Below are 13,895 nucleotides of genomic sequence, written 5' to 3'. Positions count from 1 at the left end.
CCGGACGTTGAATAAAGTCTGAGAGACAGCCGATCCCCGCTGTGCGGGTGATCGGCAAAGGAGTGCTTTACATGAGCGCAATGTATAAAGAAGGCACCGTTTACCAGATGGCGTTTCTCGTCGATGATCTGGAGGCCGCCGCTAGCGACTGGTGCCGTCGCGGTGCGGGTCCTTTTTATTGTTTTGATGATTTTGAGTTTAGCGAGATGCTGTATCCAGTGGGTGCGTTATCTCCGCGCCTGAGTATTCTACTGGGCTACAGTGGCGACACGATGATCGAGCTGATCCGTGTGTCGGATGACTCCACCGGGTTGTTCTCGGCGACCCCTGCGCCTGCGGCGCACCATGTCGCTCTCTTGGTTAACGATATTGACGACTATCTCGATGCGGAGGGCAATCGGCACCAGCTCGTCATGCGCGGGCTGTTCCCGACCGGTACGCCTATCGCGATGCTCGATACCCGCCCTGAAACAGGACTGCTCACCGAGCTGGTCACGCTTGATGAATCCGTTCGTGCCATGATCGACCAAATGCGTCAGGCGGCGCAGGACTTCCGCGGAGAGGATTTGCTGCGGAGCTTCGGGTGAGGCTGGACCGGCGACGTTTCTCATTATTTGCGCTGCTCGCAACGCTGGGTTGGCGTGGTGCTGTCTCGGCATCCGCAGCAACGGAGGATTTCGATGCGACCGAGGTGCTTGCCCTGGCGGCGAACACACTTTTTCCGCATAAAAATGTTTCGCTTGCACATTATCAAATCGTCGCCGCCGCATTTCTTACAAGTAATACATCTCAGGCTGAGCGTTTGGCGGTCGTCCTTGGCTCGGCCGATTTTGTCTCTGGGCCCACGTCGAGGCGCGAGACCCTGCTTGGCAGGATCGAACACACGCCGGATTTCCTGGTTTTCAGATTTCATGCGCTGATGATGCTCTATAACGATCTTGCTCTGACCCGGGAGTTTGGTTATCAGGGGGCATCAATTCAGCATGGTGGCTACCTGGCACGCGGTTTCGACGATATCGACTGGCTACCCCATGGCGAAGCGTAATGCACGTTGATTTCGACGAGCCGGCGATTGTCGTCATTGGCTCTGGCGCTTCCGGAGGCACCCTCGCTGAGCGGCTCACGGCGGCGGGGAAGCGGGTCGTCTTGCTGGAGGCGGGGGAGCGTATCGAGGCCGGCGCCTGGCATCAGGATGACCTGAAGGCCTACACACAGCTAAGTTGGCTGGACCCGCGTGTTGCCTCCGGTAGCTACCTTGCTGCCCAAATTGCGCCGGCAATGCCGGCATGGATCGTCAAGGCAGTCGGTGGATCGACACTGCACTGGAATGGCCTGGCCTACCGTGCCAGGGCGCATGAATTACGAGCGCATAGTGTTTACGGTGCTGTCGATGGAGCTTCCCTCGCGGACTGGCCCCTCGATTTTGAAGAACTTGAGCCCTGGTATGAGGTCGCCGAGCAGAGGCTCGGTGTGACGGGTACTCACGACATTCCCGTGCACGCTCCCAACAATAATTTCAAGGTACTGCGTGCCGCTGCAGAACGTTGTGGTTACCAACGCGTGTCCAACAGTCATATCGCGATTAACTCGGTGGCCCGCGACGGACGCCCCGGCTGCTTGCAAATGGGGTTTTGCAACCAGGGGTGCAAGATCAACGCGAAGTGGAGCACCCTGGCCTCCGAGATTCCCCGCGCGGAGGCGACGGGGAACCTCGATTTGCGCAGTGGCTGTCAGGCGGTACGCGTAGAGGTGGACCAGAAAGGGAAGGCGCAGGCGGTGATCTATCGGGACCCGAAGGGCGCTTTGCAGCGTCAGCGCGTGGGTTGGTTGTTTATGGCCTGCAACGCGATCGAGACCGCCCGCTTACTTCTGTTGTCGGACAGTGCGGCATTCCCTGACGGCCTTGGCAATACCCATGGCCATGTCGGGCGTCACTACATGCGGCATGTGAACGCGCTGGCATTTGCCCGCATGCCCGGACCGGTGAATATGCACCGTGGAATTGTCACCCCCGGGACGGTGTTCGACGAAGACGTGCATGATCCTGCGCGAGGTTTTGCCGGCGGATATCTCATGGAAGCGCTCGCGCTCGCGCCGGTTTCCCTAGCTATGCTGGTGGGAGGTAATGCCTGGGGGGAGGACTTCGCCGACTTCATGGCGTCCTATGATCATCTCGCCGGAATTCTCATGAACGGAGAGGAAATGCCCAGACCGGGTAACCGGATCACCCTGGATGGGGCCCAGCGAGACAAGTTTGGTCTGCCCGTGGCCAATGTGCATGTAGACGAGCACTCTTACTGCGACCGGATGCGCGAGCATTTCCGCGGGCGCGCCAAGGCCCTGTTTGCGTCGTTGGGAGGAGAGGACGTTCGCTTTGGTATTCCTCCATCGGCTACGCACAATCTTGGTACGGCGCGTATGAGCCTGCGGTCTCAGGACGGTGTGACGGATCGGTACGGTCGCAGCCACGAGGTGTCGAACCTGTTTATCGCCGACGGAAGTCTGTTCCCGACCTCTACGGCAGAGAATCCTACGCTCACGATCGTGGCTCTGGCACTGCGGCAAGCGCATTTCTTCCTCGGTGAAGTTACCTGAGGCGTCAGCCTTTCTGATGGCCTGCAGCTATCGCGAGCGTAACTCGCTGCGCCGCCAACCTGCCGTCGCCTGTTTTTGCGCTCTCGCGGCAAGTTGACGCATCAGTTTGGAGATCCTTACTTCGCTGTTTGCGATACGACTGCTCAGGCCTCCGGCGCCCATGACGACCGTGTTTCCTGGGCCGCCGGCAAAAACGCATACGCCGAGGGCGCCCGTGTCCGAGAGCAGTCTGTCGTAGCCAACGGCGTACCCACGTCGGCGCGCCTGTCGAATCTCGGTGAGATAGTCAGAAAAATTCCGGTCTGGATCTGTCAGCGCAGATTCAGCTTCAGCGCGGCTATAGAGTCTTTCAACGGCGTCATCCGGGTGAGTTTGCAGGTAAGCGGTGCCAACCGCTGTGCCGAACATCGGCACGTGTGTGCCCTCGGGCAGGTTCAAAGAGATTGGAAATGTGCCCACATGCACGCGTACGAACTCCATGCGCACGCCGTTGGGAATCGACAGTGTTGATGTCTCCTGGCTTTTCTCCCATAGCTCCTTCACCAGGGCTTCCGTTGAGTCGCCTCCGAAAAGCGCAGAGGGCAGCCAGTCGCCGAGCGCAGCGACACGCAGCGTCGGGAAAAAAAGCATGGACTCTGTGTTCAGGGATAGCCAGCCGCATTCGACGAGCGTGTGTAACAGCAGATTGGCAGACGACTTCGGGTAGCTGAGTGTTTTGCTGATTTGAGTTGCTGAGAGAGGGCGTCGTTCTTCGGCGAACAACTCAAGTATTTCCGCGACACGGGCGGCTGATTTGACCGGACTGCCTGGCATGGTGCTGCTCTTGTATTCACCTATGTGAACCATAGGTTTACATATCTGGAAGCAAAGGTACATTCTAAACAGATGCAGGCAAGGCCCGAAGGCTATCGGGTGACGCCGCTTCGAACACAGAACCTTGGGCTCAGGCAGACGATGAATGTCGTTGTCCGCGTGCGTCCCGGTTAGTTAGCGAATGATTGCTTTTTAAGACGGAGTGTCAGGGATGGCTGGAGCTATTGATATTGTCGTGAATCCATTCACGGCCACCGAGATCGTTAACAAGCAGAATGGTTTCGACGAGCACTTTATGGAGCAGGTGCGCATGCCCGAGGACATGCGCGGCGGTGTGGATATCCAACGCTACGCCGGCATCATGGATGAGGCGGGGGTAGACCACTCTCTTCTTATCGCCGTGCGCGCCGGCGGCCGGCAAATGAAATACAACATCGAAATACCCTACGAGCAGGTCGCAGGCTATTGCCGCGAAATGCCAACGCGCTACTCCGGTCTTGCGGGAGTGGATCCGTGGTTGGGTATGGAGCAACTGCGTGACCTTGAATACGCGGTTAAAGAGCTGGGTTTCGTCGGCGCTCATTGCTACCCGCACTGGTTCCGACTGCCTCCGGATGCACCGCAGTGGTACCCCATCTACGCTAAATGCTGCGAGCTGGATATCCCTATCATGATGCAGGTGGGGCAGAACCTGATTTACCAGAAGGATGTGCGACTACCCTCGGTGGCGCGTCCCATACTGTTGGATCAGATCGCCATCGATTTTCCCGAATTAAGACTCATTGGAATCCATGTGGGTACACCCTGGGCGGACGAAATGATCGCCATGGCCTGGAAGCACGAGAACGTGTTTATCGGCATCGACGCCTATGCACCTAAGCACCTCCCTGCGTCGCTGGTGCACTACATGAATAGCTATGGCAGCCATAAGGTTTTGTTTGGTACCGACTGGCCGGTGATTGATCCTAGGCGAGCCATGCGCGAGGTGGCCGATCACAATCTTCGCCCCGGGGCTCTCAAGCAAGTGCTGCGCGATAACGCTCTTCGCGTGTTTCCGCCCCTCGCTGACCGATTCCCGGCCGAGGTCGACTGAGTGATGCAGCGGGCCACGGCCAGCGCGCCGCTTACGGTAGCGCGTGGAATTCTGAACGCTGCGCAGCGCTTTCCCGATGCTATTGCGGTCGAGTCGCAGCGCCGCAGCTTGAGCTACTCGGAGCTGGCCTCCCGTTTGCGCCGAGTAGGTGCTGCCGCGGTGCACGAGCTTGGGCTGGCCGCTGGCGACGTGGTGGTGCTGCTGTCACCCAATCGTCTGGAATATCTTGAGATCGTCACCGGCTTGTCTGAGGCCGGAATGGTGGTGGCGACGCTGAATCCCGGGCTCCGTGACGCCGAACTCCGAGACATTATTGAAGACTGCCGCCCCTCGCTGGCACTCATTGACCCGGCGCTGACCGACCAGCATCAATTGCTGGCCGAGACGATGGCTGTGCCTGTGGTGCTGTTAGATGATGGATACGAGGCGCTGCTGGCGCGGGCGCCCGACGCCGAGACACCGCAGGCGGATGAGTATGCGGCTTTCAGTATCTCTTACACGTCCGGGACCACCGGTCGCCCGAAAGGCGTGATGCTGCCGCACCGCAGCAGGGCGTTGGTGTGTCTGGCGAGCGCCATTGAGTATGGCTGCTTCGGTCCTGGCGACCGTTTTCTGTCATTGGCGCCGCTGTATCACGGTGCCGGGTTTGCCTTCGCGCTAGCTGCGGTGAGTCACGGCGGCACCTGTGTCATGCACGACGGAAGTGATGCCGAAAGCATCGTGGCACGCATTGAACACGGGGATATTCACGGCGTTTTTATGGTGCCGACACACTTCAAGCGGATCCATGATCTACCTGAATTGCGCTTCCAAGGACTTGTGGAGCGCCATGCGTTACGCGCAATCATCTCCAATGCCGCTGCACTGTCGCCGCGCTTCAAGGAACTGACCGTGGCACGGTTTGGTTCTGGTCTACTGCACGAAACCTACGGTTCCACGGAAGGGGGAATCGTCACAAATATGCGTCCAGACACGATACTGGAGTTGCCGAAGAGCGTTGGCACGCCGTTTCTTGAAATGGAAATCGAGATTCGGCGATTGGACGGATCGCTGTGCGATTGCGGCGAAGTGGGGGAGTTGTATGCCCGGGGACCCTATACCTTCATTGGCTACCTTAACCGCGAGAAGGAAACAGCCGATGCCATTCAGAATGGCTGGGTGACTGTGCAGGATCTGGCGGTTCGTGATGCGCGCGGGTTTATCTCTATTGTCGGACGCTCCAAGGACATGATCGTCAGCGGCGGTATCAATATTTATCCAGCGGAGATCGAAGAAATCATTGCCGCCGAAGACGGCGTGGCCGAGGTGGCTGTGGTCGGCTTTGCCGACGATGAATGGGGTGAGCGCGTACATGCGTTTATCGTCCCCAGACCGGGCGAAACAGTGGACATAGATGGCGCTGTCGCCCGCTGTAGGGAGTTATTGTCCCCGTACAAGGTGCCCCGGGGTGTCACGCTGTTAGATGAGCTACCGCGCAACGCCTCGGGAAAAATCCTCAAGAAAGACCTGCGCGTGATGGGACCGACCGCTTAGCGCGGCCTCGGTTTTATCGTCCTATGCAGACACAGGAGAGACTCATGTTTAGCCCGCAATTCGACGCCGAACTGGCGGTTCACATTTTTCGTAATATGGTGCGTATTCAGGCCTGCGATAAGGCTATTCAGCGCGGTCTCGCATCCGGCGCATTGCAGTTCCAGTACTACCCCTGCGGCGGGCAGGAGGCAATTCCAGCCGCCATGGCGCCGCTGATCAACCGCGATGACTTTTTTGTCACCACTTATCGTGGCGTCCACGACGTCATCGCCAAAGGCACGCCCATGTCCGAGGTCATCGCCGAGATGTACGGCACGGCGGCGGGTACCAGTAAGGGTAAAGGCGGCCCCATGCACCTTTCGGACCCCTATAGCGGGTTGATGGTGACCACCGGGATCGTCGGTGCTGGCGTGCCCATTGCAAACGGACTGGCGCTCGCCGAGCAGATTCGCGATTCCGACAAGGTAACGCTGTGTAGTTTTGGTGATGGTGCGGCCAATATCGGTGCCGTTCACGAGGCTCTGAACATGGCGGCCCTGTGGCAGTTGCCGGTGGTGTTTGTTTGCCAAAACAACCTGTATGCCGAATACACGGATTTCTCCGCATCGACCCGAGTGAAGTCTATTGCCGATCGCGGTGCTGCCTACGCCATGGCGAGTGCGTCCGTGGATGGCACGGACCCGGAGGCGGTTTACGCGGCGGCCAGTGAGGCCATCGCGCGGGCCAGGTCCGGTGAAGGGCCGACGCTGCTCGAATGCGTGGCACCGCGCTTGCAAGGGCATTCCTTCGGATCTGACGAGGGGCACATGGATGCAGAGCTGCTTGCAGAGGGCCGGGCCAATCCGCCGCTGGCGCGCTTCCGAACGCGCGTGCTCAAGGAAGGTTGGGCGACAGAGGAGTTGCTCGCAGACATTGAAAAGGAGGCGGCGGCTGAGGTCTCTGCTGCACAGGAGGCCGCCGATAGCGCGCCGGAGCATGAGTCGGGGGAATTCTTCGAGGATGTGTACGAGTCCGCGTCACTGCTGCCTGGTAATTATCATGCGGAGGCTTTCGACGAGCCGGACCTGTCTAACGTCGAACGCCAGATCACGTATGCGGAAGCTGTCAACGAAGCGCTTGACCTGGCGTTGAGCACCGACGACAGCACGCTGCTCCTCGGCGAGGACATTATGGATCCCGCTGGCGGTATCGTGAAGGCAACCGCAGGGCTGTCGACGAAGCATGGCGACGCGCGCGTCCGCGGCACACCGATCAGTGAGCAGGCCATCGTCGGGGCTGCCATCGGCGCTTCCCTGGCGGGCATGAAGCCCATAGCGGAGATCATGATCGTTGATTTCGCGATGGTGTGTATGGATCAGATTGCCAACCACGCAGCAAAGTTGCGCTACATGTCTGGCGGTCGTACGAACGTGCCCATCACACTGCGCATGCTCACCGCCGGCAGTACCGGTAGTTTCGGCGCTCAGCATTCCCAGTCTCTGGAGTCCTGGTTCGCTCATGTTCCCGGCCTGAAAATCGCATGTCCAAGTTCCCCGGCAGACGTAAAGGGTTTGCTGCTGAGCAGCATTCATGACCCTGATCCCTGCATCATCATCGAACCGATGAACTGTTACTTCGTGCCAGGCCCCGTTCCTGAGGGTGATTACCGTATCCCCTTTGGTAAGGCCAAGGTGTTGCGCGAGGGCTCAGACGTCACATTGCTCGCCTACAGCTGGGCTGTGGGCGAGGTGGCCGCTGCAGCCGAAACACTGGCTGAGCAGGGGGTCTCCGCTGAGGTTATTGATTTGCGCAGTGTGTTGCCCATGGATATGGATACGGTGCTCGCGTCCGTGCGCAAGACCGGAAGGCTTCTCATCACGCACCCCGCCGTCGAGTTCTGCGGCGTAGGTGCGGAGATCGCAGCGCAGGTGAGTGAAGCGTTGTTCTCCGAGTTGAAGGCGCCGGTGGCGCGATACGGCGCCGCCTACACGCCTGTACCTTTTAGTAAGGTGCTGGAAGCCCAGCACTTCCCGAACGCTGCCGGCGTGGTCGAGCGTGCCGCACGGCTTGTTGGAGCCTAAGACATTATGAAAGTTACGCTCAAGTTACCTAAGCTCGCACAGTCCATGCGCTCGGGGTCGATCTCCGAGTGGCTGGTTTCCGAGGGAGCCCATGTGAGCGAGGGGCAGCCGCTGTATTCTGTCGAAACGGAAAAAACTGCCATGGAAGTGGAGAGCCCGTTCAATGGTGTCATTAACGACCTCTGCGCAACGGGTGAGGACTTGGCTGTTGGTACGCCCATTGCGGTTATTCATCGCAGCTGATAAGTCAGGGGTCGTCGCCTGGCCACGCCTGGTTGAGTCGTGACCGTGGCCGCCGCACCGGACAAGATGCTGGATCGACTGCGAGGATTGTTGGAGGAATACGATCTCGCCGAGCGGCTAGTCGTCGATCCGGACACGCTGACGCTTTTTTCCAGTGATCTGGTCCTGCCCGGGGCATACAGACCTTTCGCGGCTCTGCGACCGACGTCCGTCGAGGAAGTGCAGACCCTGGCGCTGGTTTGCCGCCGGCTTGAGCTGTCCGTTGAAATTCGCGGTGCGGGGCTCTCCTACAGTGGGGGATACCTGGCGCAGGGCCCGGATTCTGTCGTACTTGATCTGTCTGTGCTGCGCAGCATTAGTGCGCATGTGGGCAGTAGCAACGTGGTTTGTGTCGAGGCCGGTGTGACCTGGCAGGCGCTGGATGAGTCGCTTGCCGGTTCGGGCATGCGCCCCTGCCTGCAGGCGCCGATATCCGGCAGTCGCTCCACCATCGCAGCGTCGATACGCCAAGGCATGCCCAGCGACATGACGGGTGTTTGCGCTCTGGAAATTGTCACGGCCGAGGGCGAACTACTGCGGACTGGTGCTCTCGCAACGGATATGAATTTTTCTCCGTTGTGGCGGGGTCAGGGCCCGGACCTGACCGGCTTGTTTATCGGTGATTGCGGTGCATTCGGGATACTGACACGTGCCTGGATCAAGCTGGAGAAGATCCCGCGGCATCGTGCGTTCTTTGCCTGTGCCTTGCCGCGCCCCGAGGACTTCCGAGAGTTTGTTGTCGAGCTCGCCGCGCCGCCCGGCACCCTTCGCGCTTACTGTTTTGATCCCGGTCGTGGGCGCTCGCTCAGGTCGCAACCCTGGCGTGAAAGCATGTCTGTCGCATTGCGGATTCTCGCCGGGCAGAGAGGCTTCCGTTCTCGCCTTCGCGGTGTATCTGACCTGGTCCTGACCGCGCTTTCCCGCGGTGCTGGGGATCCGGGAGACAGCTGGACGGTGCATGTTTGTTTTGAGTCCGATAGTCCCGAGCTGGTTTTTGAATTACTGGGGAGGGCGTCCCGCTTTGCTCGAGGGCAGGGGTGGGCGGCACTGACCACGACGGTCGCCGAGGCAATGGCGACCCGTCCTTATTCAGTACGCGGCGTTTTGGGTCAGCACTACGAGCGCTGGGCACCGGTGAGCGCCGTATTTGATTTGTCCCGTGCCGACGGTGTTCTGAGTCGTGCCGCAGAGGCATTGGAAGACAGCTGCCGTTCCTCTGACGTGCCCGGATTGCAAGGAAGCTTTCTTGCGCTGAGTACCGGGGGCGATCACCTGGTCGTCGAACCGATGTTCCTTTGGCCCTCTGCTCTCTATCCTTTGCACAAGGAAGTCGTTCCGAAAGCCGAGGTCGATCCCTGTGACGACGCGGCAAGGCGCGATAGCGCCGTTCAGACACTGCGTGCGGAGTTGGCAAAAGAACTCGACCAACTGGGTGGGCAGCACGTTCAGCTCGGCCGCTTCTACGAGTACGCTGGACGCCTCGCGACGCCGCAGCTGGCACTACTTGAGGCACTGAAAGAACACCTCGATCCCGGCGAACGTATCGCGAAAGGTACACTTGGCATCAGAACTCCTGACGGATCTCCTAAGCCATAGTGAAGAACGTATAACGATGCTGTCCTGGCCGGGACACCACAACCTGTCGCTGCAGGGTGATTCATGCTCCGGCTGCTGATAGATTCCATAGGTATTGCGAAAGGTGACTACGTGAATTGCTCTGTGAACAAGGCCATCGCCCAGGCTGTTGTCGAAAACAATCTCAACACCATGTTTGGCTTGCTCGGAGACGCCAATCTCTTCATGGCGCAGAGCTTTGTTGACGACTGTGGGGGAAGGTTTGTAGCCGCCACGCATGAGGCCGGTGCTGTGCTTATGGCGCTCGGACACGCGTTGATTACTGGGAAAACCGGCCTGGCGAGCGTCACGCATGGCCCCGGTCTTAGCAACACACTGACGGCCCTGATCGATGGGGTAAAAGGGCGAATACCGCTGCTATTGCTTTGCGGTGATACCGCCGCTGAAGCCAGAGATCATTTTCAGAATGTGAATCAGCGAGAGCTGGTGCTGGCCACCGGGGCAGGATTTGTTCAGGTGCGTTCCGCTGCGACTGTGGTGGAGGATCTGCTGCAGGCGTTGCGTGCAGCCCATCTTGAACGTCGACCGGTGGTTCTGAATATCCCCGCGGACCTCGGCTGGGAAACCTGTAGTTACGTCCCGAGCTTGGCGCATTATGGATACCAGGGGCCCTTCAAGAGCGCGGGTGAGCAACTGGATAATGCGATAGGAATAATCGCTGCGGCCCGCAGTCCTATTGTGCTTGCCGGGCGTGGCGCGATTGCCGCTGAGAGCGAAGCGGCACTGCTCAGGCTCGCGGAACGAACCGGTGCCCTGTTAGCCACGACACTCAAGGGAAAGGGGCTGTTCCACGGCGATGACTACAACTTGGGTGTTTTTGGTGGTTTGAGCACGCCGGTGGCTAATGAGCTGATCCTACAAAGCGACTGCGTCATCGCGTTCGGAGCGAGCCTCAATAAGTGGACATCGGCTAATGGTTCTCTCCTTGCGGGCAAGCGCGTCATCCAATGCAACCTTGAGCCTGGGGATCTGGGAGTCCACTGCTCTCCGGATGCTGTCCTAATGGGGGATCCTGTGAGCACCGTGTCAGAGATCCTCTACTGGCTCGATGAGGCAGAAATACCGGCTAGCGCGTTCAGGAGCGAAGAGATTCGTCAGCAAATCGCGAGCTGCGATACTTTCGCAGGTCTTGCAAACACGGCAACGCAGGATACGGTTGATCTGACGCGCTCCTTGCTGCGACTGAACGAGGTCATTCCCGGCGACCGTATCGTCGTTACGGATATCGGCCGCTTTGTAGGACAGGCCTGGAAGGCGCTGGACGTGACTCGCCCCGGGTCATTCATTCATACCGTGAACTTCGGCTCCATCGGGCTCGGCCCGGGTTACGCGATCGGTGCTTCCATAGGCTCGCCCGACCGACCGACGGTGCTGGTGGTAGGCGATGGCGGTTTTATGCTCGGCGGCGTGGCGGAGTTTCATACCGCGGTGCGCGAGGGTGCAGATCTTATTGTCATCGTCTGTAATGACGGGAGCTATGGCTCGGAGCACGTGCAATACGAGGCGCGCAACATCAGCCGGGAACTGTCTCTGTTTGGCTGGCCGGAGTTTTCGGAGCTGGCTAGAAGTCTGGGTGGCTCAGGTGTTGCGGTTCGCAATCTGGCCGAGCTCGAGCTTGCCTGTCAGGCGGTGAGCGATCGTCACGGTCCTCTGTTGATCGACTTAAAACTTGATCCCACAACCATGATTCCGCTGGACTACTAGGACAAAAATTTCAGGCTTCGACGGTATCGCCAAGTTAACAGGCTGAAATTGGTAAGCTTGACCCATGAGCACGTATAAACGTCATCTCTTCCCGCCCGATATCATTGCCTACGCCGTCCGGCTCTGCTGTAGATTCAATCTCAGCCATCGTGATACCGAAAATATCTTCGCTGAACGGGAGGCACGGTTAGTCGCGAAGCAATCCGCCTCTGGGGCATCAAATTCGGCGCGCTGTATGCTCGGAGACTGAAGCGAGAGCACCGATGCTACGGCGACACCTCCTACATCGATGAAGTCTCCATCAAGATCAATGACAAGCAGTATTACCTTTGGCGCGCGGTGGATCAGGACGGTGATGTTGTTGATGTATACCTTCAGGCCAAGCGTGATGGTGCTTCTGCAAAGCGGTTCTTCAAGCGTTTACTGTGGAGCTATCCGGTAGCTCACCGCGAAGTAATGCCTGAAGTAGTCCATGTAACGGATCGGTATGCCAATAACCGCGCAGAGCAATCGCATGAAGCGACCAGAGTTCGAGAGCTGGGAATGAGGCGATTCAAATCAGTGAAACAGACTCAGCGATTTTTGAGCGCTCAAGCTGAGGTTTTAAACTTGTTCAACCTGGGACGGCATCTTGTAAGGGCGCAGCATTATCGTGATCTCAGGGTCAGTGCGTTTAGCGAGTTGAGCAGGGCAGTGGTTTGAGACCAGGTCACAGATTTCTGCGGTCGGGAGTTATTAACTTGCTAACACCCCCTCCTCGCGCTGCGCCAGCATGAAAAGCCAATTATTTGCGGCGTTCAAACCAAGCCCGTTCCTCCGTCAACAGTCAGACCAGCCCCTGTAATAAAGCCGCTCGCATCCGAGCATAAAAACAGTGCAGCTTTGCCGACGTCCTCAACGGTGCCTAGGCGCTCAAGTGCGGCAGCCTTGCGGAGGATATCCCTTGCTGCGTCCTCGGTAGGAGCACCACCTCCAGCAACAATTTCCTGCGCTAAGCTGGACGCCATGGCCGTATCGATATTGCCGGGGTAGATGCAGTTAATACGAATATTATAGTGGGCGCGGCCCGCTTCCATTGCGGCTACTTTGGTGAGTCTTTCGACAGCGGCCTTACTGGCGCAATAGGCAGAGAACCCGGGGGCCGACATGTAGGCGGCGGTGGAGGAAAGGTTCAAGATGACGCCACCCTTCCCGAATTGACCGCCCGGCTGCATTGCCAGAAAGGCGTACTTCATGCCCAGTTGCACCCCTCGAATATTCACAGCGGGTAGTAAATCGAGCGAGTTCGGCCCTAAATCTTCAATGGCTTCGCCGAACATGACTCCAGCGTTGTTAACGAGAATATCCAAACCATCATGGTGTTCTACCAAGGTGTCAATTGCAGACTTCCAGTCTTCTTCTTTGGTTACATCCAGCCGAAAATCGGTCCCGCCATGGATATCCGCACGGACAACACGGGCACCCGCTTTTTCGAACACATCGGCAATACCAGCCCCAATGCCGCGGCCGGCCCCTGTTATGAGCGCTGTTTTTCCCGAAAGGTCGAGTCTCATTTAATTTCCACCGTTTCCAATTTCACCAACTAGACTGGCGTCAGGGCCACTGTCCCTACCTGTAACTCTCGCCGAACCAAGCAGCTCCCATCCAAGAATTTCGGCGCAGTCCGTTAAAATGTCCGTTATCAGCTTATCAGTTCTTCAACAGACTGATCATTTGCACAACTCAAACAGGACCGGATAAGTAGCGATCATACTGACAAGTTAACCCAGCAACATTGATAGAATCGGGCGATTGATACCTACAAACGGCACCGATTCCCTCCCGATATCATTTCCTACGCCGTCTGGCTCTGCTATCGCTTCAATCTGAGCCACCGCGACATCGAAGACCTGTTGGCGGAGCGTGGAATAACAGTCACCCGAAAATCAATCCGTCTCTGGTGTATCTAGTTCGGTGCCATTTTTAGTCGCCGTTTGAAGTGTAAACACCGAGGGTATGGCGATACATTCTTTATCGATGAAGTTTTCGTCAGGATCAACGGCAAGCAGCATTACCTGTGGCGGGCTGTTGATCAGGATGGCAAAGCGGTCAACGTCTATCTTCAAGCCAAACGGGATCGGGCTGCTGCTAAGCGTTTCTTCAAGCGCCTGATGAGGGCGCATGGTAGGGAGCCTAGAAAG

Annotated in this window: 13 protein-coding genes; 11 read left to right on the top strand and 2 right to left on the bottom strand. The window is 58.1% G+C overall.

Translation table 11 applies throughout. The features are described 5' to 3' along the window. The first annotated feature begins 71 nt into the window (after positions 1-71). Genes ACI9KD_RS10770 through ACI9KD_RS10760 form a run of 3 tightly spaced genes read left to right on the top strand, consistent with a single transcriptional unit; the run spans position 72 to position 2,595 of the window. Positions 72-587 (top strand): hypothetical protein, encoded by a 516-nt coding sequence (locus ACI9KD_RS10770; RefSeq protein ID WP_414981172.1) that lies wholly within the window; start codon positions 72-74, stop codon positions 585-587. Further along, positions 584-1,045: a hypothetical protein gene (locus tag ACI9KD_RS10765; protein WP_414981171.1), complete on the top strand. Its 462-nt coding sequence runs from the start codon at positions 584-586 to the stop codon at positions 1,043-1,045. Before ACI9KD_RS10770 ends, ACI9KD_RS10765 begins: the two co-directional genes overlap by 4 nt. After that, on the top strand, positions 1,045-2,595 hold the full coding sequence (locus ACI9KD_RS10760) for a GMC family oxidoreductase (RefSeq protein WP_414981170.1): 1,551 nt from the start codon (positions 1,045-1,047) through the stop codon (positions 2,593-2,595). The genes ACI9KD_RS10765 and ACI9KD_RS10760 overlap by 1 nt, the downstream gene beginning before the upstream one ends. A 27-nt stretch (positions 2,596-2,622) precedes the next feature. Here ACI9KD_RS10760 and ACI9KD_RS10755 read toward each other — a convergent pair whose 3' ends face one another. After that, complete coding sequence (locus tag ACI9KD_RS10755; protein ID WP_414981169.1) at positions 2,623-3,408, bottom strand: IclR family transcriptional regulator; 786 nt, start codon at positions 3,406-3,408, stop codon at positions 2,623-2,625. Positions 3,409-3,619: 211 nt separating this feature from the next. On the opposite strand from ACI9KD_RS10755, the gene ACI9KD_RS10750 reads away from it, so the two are divergent. The 7 genes from ACI9KD_RS10750 (at position 3,620) to ACI9KD_RS10720 (ending at position 12,417) form a co-directional block, all read left to right on the top strand. Beyond that, positions 3,620-4,501 (top strand): amidohydrolase family protein, encoded by an 882-nt coding sequence (locus ACI9KD_RS10750; RefSeq protein WP_414981168.1) that lies wholly within the window; start codon positions 3,620-3,622, stop codon positions 4,499-4,501. A gap of 3 nt (positions 4,502-4,504) precedes the next feature. Then, positions 4,505-6,034, top strand: a complete 1,530-nt coding sequence (locus tag ACI9KD_RS10745) for a class I adenylate-forming enzyme family protein (RefSeq protein WP_414981167.1) — start codon at positions 4,505-4,507, stop codon at positions 6,032-6,034. Positions 6,035-6,078: 44 nt separating this feature from the next. Then, entirely contained in the window at positions 6,079-8,094 is a 2,016-nt protein-coding gene (locus tag ACI9KD_RS10740; RefSeq protein ID WP_414981166.1) for a thiamine pyrophosphate-dependent enzyme, read from the top strand. Between the two features lie 6 nt (positions 8,095-8,100). After that, on the top strand, positions 8,101-8,337 hold the full coding sequence (locus tag ACI9KD_RS10735) for a lipoyl domain-containing protein (protein WP_414981165.1): 237 nt from the start codon (positions 8,101-8,103) through the stop codon (positions 8,335-8,337). Positions 8,338-8,376: 39 nt separating this feature from the next. Beyond that, positions 8,377-9,972 carry an FAD-binding oxidoreductase gene (locus ACI9KD_RS10730; protein ID WP_414981164.1) on the top strand — a complete coding sequence of 532 codons (1,596 nt, stop codon included), beginning with the start codon at positions 8,377-8,379 and terminating at the stop codon, positions 9,970-9,972. A gap of 63 nt (positions 9,973-10,035) precedes the next feature. Then, positions 10,036-11,715, top strand: a complete 1,680-nt coding sequence (locus tag ACI9KD_RS10725; RefSeq protein WP_414981163.1) for a thiamine pyrophosphate-binding protein — start codon at positions 10,036-10,038, stop codon at positions 11,713-11,715. Positions 11,716-12,054: 339 nt separating this feature from the next. Next, complete coding sequence (locus ACI9KD_RS10720; protein WP_414981162.1) at positions 12,055-12,417, top strand: DDE-type integrase/transposase/recombinase; 363 nt, start codon at positions 12,055-12,057, stop codon at positions 12,415-12,417. Between the two features lie 95 nt (positions 12,418-12,512). Here the strand turns inward: ACI9KD_RS10720 and ACI9KD_RS10715 are convergent, their stop codons facing one another. Further along, positions 12,513-13,268, bottom strand: coding sequence for an SDR family oxidoreductase (locus tag ACI9KD_RS10715; RefSeq protein ID WP_414981161.1), 756 nt, complete (start codon positions 13,266-13,268; stop codon positions 12,513-12,515). A 420-nt stretch (positions 13,269-13,688) separates the two neighbouring features. On the opposite strand from ACI9KD_RS10715, the gene ACI9KD_RS10710 reads away from it, so the two are divergent. Continuing rightward, positions 13,689-13,895: DDE-type integrase/transposase/recombinase (locus ACI9KD_RS10710; protein WP_414981160.1), on the top strand; the 207-nt coding region annotated here is incomplete at its 3' end.

It is taken from the genome of Congregibacter sp. (genome assembly GCF_047617445.1).
Classification (GTDB): Bacteria; Pseudomonadota; Gammaproteobacteria; order Pseudomonadales; family Halieaceae; genus Congregibacter.
Note: the sequence above shows the minus strand (reverse complement) of the source record. Positions and strands in the feature narration are given on the sequence as shown.

Excerpts from the sequence above, each read along its gene's own strand:
- ACI9KD_RS10725 (WP_414981163.1), top strand. The coding sequence starts at position 10,036 with ATGCTCCGGCTGCTGATAGATTCCATAGGTATTGCGAAAGGTGACTAC.
- ACI9KD_RS10745 (WP_414981167.1), top strand. The coding sequence starts at position 4,505 with ATGCAGCGGGCCACGGCCAGCGCGCCGCTTACGGTAGCGCGTGGAATT.
- ACI9KD_RS10740 (WP_414981166.1), top strand. The coding sequence starts at position 6,079 with ATGTTTAGCCCGCAATTCGACGCCGAACTGGCGGTTCACATTTTTCGT.
- ACI9KD_RS10715 (WP_414981161.1), bottom strand. The coding sequence starts at position 13,268 with ATGAGACTCGACCTTTCGGGAAAAACAGCGCTCATAACAGGGGCCGGC.
- ACI9KD_RS10755 (WP_414981169.1), bottom strand. The coding sequence starts at position 3,408 with ATGCCAGGCAGTCCGGTCAAATCAGCCGCCCGTGTCGCGGAAATACTT.
- ACI9KD_RS10760 (WP_414981170.1), top strand. The coding sequence starts at position 1,045 with ATGCACGTTGATTTCGACGAGCCGGCGATTGTCGTCATTGGCTCTGGC.
- ACI9KD_RS10750 (WP_414981168.1), top strand. The coding sequence starts at position 3,620 with ATGGCTGGAGCTATTGATATTGTCGTGAATCCATTCACGGCCACCGAG.
- ACI9KD_RS10735 (WP_414981165.1), top strand. The coding sequence starts at position 8,101 with ATGAAAGTTACGCTCAAGTTACCTAAGCTCGCACAGTCCATGCGCTCG.
- ACI9KD_RS10770 (WP_414981172.1), top strand. The coding sequence starts at position 72 with ATGAGCGCAATGTATAAAGAAGGCACCGTTTACCAGATGGCGTTTCTC.